At 51.6% G+C, this 3,363-nt stretch carries 2 protein-coding genes; one reads left to right on the plus strand and one right to left on the minus strand.

Going from position 1 to position 3,363, the window contains the following annotated elements:
• On the minus strand, positions 1–1,313 hold a 1,313-nt coding region (locus VIM87_RS24515), incomplete at its 3' end, for a hypothetical protein (protein WP_331999540.1).
• A 204-nt stretch (positions 1,314–1,517) separates the two neighbouring features.
• Between VIM87_RS24515 and VIM87_RS24520 the strand changes: the two genes are divergently transcribed.
• The gene (locus VIM87_RS24520; RefSeq protein WP_089920456.1) at positions 1,518–3,068 is read left to right on the plus strand and encodes an SUMF1/EgtB/PvdO family nonheme iron enzyme; all 1,551 of its coding nucleotides are present in this window, start codon (positions 1,518–1,520) and stop codon (positions 3,066–3,068) included.
• Positions 3,069–3,363 lie beyond the last annotated feature (295 nt).

A 3,363-nucleotide genomic window follows, 5' to 3' on the forward strand; every position in this document is an offset into this window, starting at 1 on the left:
TTATAAATATCCGGCACCAGGGCTACCTGTACCTGCAGCTGGTCATGGGCGGTATGGTAAGCCGCCAGCCGGTCTGCCGCTGCTTTAAAGGCCGGGATGGTAATAATGAGCATATCTGCGGCTGCGCTGCCATGCAGGTCCTGGTTAGGCATGGTGCCCGCAAAGGCCGGCTGGGGCAGCCGGGCGGGGTCAAAGGCTACATATTCCCGCAGGGTGGCTGCGTCCCGCACAAACTGCAGCTGATTGCCGCTGTGCTGCACAGGTATGGCCACCGGCGTGCCGGTATTGGTAAGCTCCCATATTGCCGTGCCGGCGCCTGCATTATTCAGGGTAAAGCGCCCGGCAGCACCGGAGGCTACGCTTACTGCATCTCGGAAGAACAGCGGGTCCTGGGCCGGTATTGTAAGCGGGCAGCGGGCCTGCAGCTCCACATAATCCAGCCAGCCCTGGTCGCCGTTACCGGCAATGTATTGCAGGCCTACCTGCAGCTGGGCGCTGTTCACATTCACATTAAAAGCGCCGTAGGCGGCCGTGGCAAAAGCTTCAAATATATTTCCGCTCACCGGGTTTAAATTCAGGCTGCCGGCAGCGGCCTGGTTCACCGTAATATCAAAACGGCTGCCGCTGCTGCGGGCAGCAGCCCGGGCGCGTACCTGCACCTGGGCAGTGGCTGCGGGTAGGGTAAAATCTATACTGCGGGTAAGGGTGCCGCCGGGTGCATTATTAAACACCGGGCCCCACCACTGTTTGCCGCTGCTTACCAGGTTAACGCTGTCCTTCTCATAAAAAGCATGATAGTCAAAAGCCGTAATATCCACCGTGGGTGCGGGTGGCGTGGCGTTATCCGTGGTAATACGGCGGCCGTTACCGCCAATGCTCAGGAAATACCAGGCCGTGTCACTATATAAATTATACTGGTGGGTAAAGGTGCGGCCGGCCGGGTTATACACCCAGCCATGCGGGCCGGGGGCGTAAAACAGCACATAATCATTCCCGTTCAGCAGGCCATCGCCCCCATCTGCCACTTCCAGGGCCAGCTCGGGCAGGTCATCTGCCCGGGGCAGGCTGTTATTTTCCGGCAGCAGCTGCCCCCCGCTTCCAAAAATGCGTATGCTATTGGAGGATAGGGATTGTGTATTGATACCCATGCTATTGAGCTGGGATACCGGGATCTTATAAATGCCGGGCTGGGTAACCGCCAGCTTATACCAGGTACCGGCGGCTAAAACGGAATGGGGAGCATAGGTGCGCTGCGCATGTGCCGGCAACCAGGCACTACACAACAGCAAAAGCAGCAGGCGATACAGCTTCATAAGGGTTTTATTACTGGATACGGAGGCCGTAGGCCCCGTAAATTTAATAAACCGGCGACACAAAGTGCAAATAACCCCTTGACAGACAAACCGGTTTGTAGTAAATTTAAGGGCCAAACCATTACAAATTAATTTTTTTCACTATAAAATAAAATATACTAAATTTGCGTTTACCTATAAAACCAATACTAAAAGCTGAATCTCATGCATAGATTAACCTCTCTGTCTTTGCTCTTAGGCACCAGTGTAATGCTGGCCACAACCGCCTGTAATAAGGATGGCGGAGGGCTGTTTGGCAAGAAAAAAGAAAAATCCTCCGCAACCGGCTGGAACTATAATGACCAGAAAATGGGTGGTTTCAGTGTGGCTAAAAGTAAGGACCAGCAAACCGGTCCGGGCCTGGTGTTTGTGCAGGGTGGTACTTTTGCCATGGGCGCTACCGAACAGGATGTGATGATGGACTGGAACAACATTCCCCGTCGTATCACGGTTTCCTCCTTCTACATTGATGAATCCGAAGTATCCAACGTACACTACCGCGAATACCTGTTCTGGTTACAGCGTATGTACGGCGAATCCTTCCCGCAGGTATACCGCCAGGCATTACCGGATACCCTGGTATGGCGTAGTGAGCTGGCTTACAATGAGCCGCTGGTGGAATACTACTTCCGCCACCCTGCTTACAACGATTACCCGGTGGTAGGCGTAACCTGGAAACAGGCTACCGATTATGCCAAATGGCGCTCTAACCGTGTGAACGAAAAGCTGCTGATGGATAAAGGCCTGCTTTCCAAAGGTGATATCACCAACCAGGCTGATGACAATACTTTTGATACTAAAGCATATACCGCCGGTCTGTACGAAGGTACTCCGGGTAAAATGTCAAAAAGCGTAAAAGATCAGTTCAAAAATGCCGACGGCTCACCCCGTACTGCGCAGTTTGAAGATGGTATTATGCTGCCGGCTTACCGCCTGCCCACAGAAGCAGAATGGGAATACGCCGCACTGGGTTATATAGGTCAGAACCCCTCTCCTTCCAAGAAAGAAGGCAAACGTGGTGAAGAGTTGATCATGAACAAACAGATCTACTCCTGGGGCACCAACACCAGCGGTTTAAGGGATATCCGCCGCGGTAACTGGCAGGGCCAGTTCCTCGCGAACTTTAAACGCGGTTCCGGTGATAACATGGGTATGGCAGGTGGTCTGAATGACCGTGCTTCCATCCCCGGCCCTATCCGCTCTTTCTTCCCGAACAACTTTGGTATCTATAACATGTCCGGTAACGTAAGCGAATGGGTACTGGACGTTTACAGACCGCTGAACCCGATCGATGGAGATGACTTCAACTACTTCCGTGGTAACAAATTCCAGACTACTTACATGAACGGTGAAAATGAGCCGGAAAAAGATAGCCTGGGTGCGCTGAAAATGCGTGATGTAACCGACGAAGAAAGCGCTAACCGTTTGAACTACCAGAAAGGTGATGTGATCAACTACCTGGATGGTGATACCTTATCACAGGTACAGTATGGTTACGGTGTAACCTCCCTGATAAACGATAAATCCCGCGTAGTAAAAGGTGGTAGCTGGAATGACCGCGCCTACTGGCTGTCACCCGGTACCCGCCGCTACATGCAGGAAGATATGGCTACCAATACCGTTGGTTTCCGTTGCGCAATGGACCGCGTGGGCAGCCCCGAAGGTAACAAGTTCAAAACTGGTCAGCTGTTCAAGAAACAAAGACAGAAGAGATAAGCTTGAGGCTGAAAGCCGAAAGCATAAAGCATAAAGCAAAAGCCCGGTAGTGATACCGGGCTTTTGTATTTTATAGCTGTTTGTTTGATATCGCTTCGCAAGCTTTATGCTTTATGCTTTATGCTTACTTCCAGATCTCAAGTATTTCCTCCGTATGATTCTTACTAACCGGCTTGTTAATGATCTTGTCTATGATCCCTTTTTCATTGATCAGGAAAGTAGTACGGTGTGTGCCGTCAAAGATGCGGCCCATGAATTTCTTCTCGCCAAACACACCGTATGCCTGCACGATCTT

This window comes from Chitinophaga sp., assembly GCF_036569125.1.
Taxonomy (GTDB): domain Bacteria; phylum Bacteroidota; class Bacteroidia; order Chitinophagales; family Chitinophagaceae; genus Chitinophaga.